Source organism: Shewanella sp. 8A (assembly GCF_023475945.1).
Lineage (GTDB): Bacteria > Pseudomonadota > Gammaproteobacteria > Enterobacterales > Shewanellaceae > Shewanella > Shewanella xiamenensis.
In genome coordinates this window covers 1-222 of the sequence record NZ_JAMDJP010000136.1, presented here as the reverse complement: position 1 = coordinate 222, position 222 = coordinate 1, and the positions used below count along the sequence as shown (strand labels likewise).

The following is a 222-nucleotide window of genomic DNA, read 5'->3' as shown; positions in this document are numbered from 1 at the left end:
GTGCCTTTCTTCAATGGCAACAACCAGTGGCTATCAGGTTGCGCTTGCTGCCAAGCGTGCAGCAGGCCGAGCGAGTAAAATCCTCGGTCAAATAGGGTTAGGCTGTGATTGGGAATGCTAGGAATGAGCTGGGACGCTAAGTTCATTTCATTTTCGGCAACCGAATCAAAGGCGCTGTTGACCAATAAATGGCTGCTTAATTCCATCAAGCAAACCATGCGA

At 49.1% G+C, this 222-nt stretch carries 1 pseudogene; it reads right to left on the bottom strand.

Annotated elements, in window-relative coordinates:
• A pseudogene (locus tag M0413_RS22885) lies at window positions 1–222 on the bottom strand (IS4 family transposase); the annotation flags it as partial.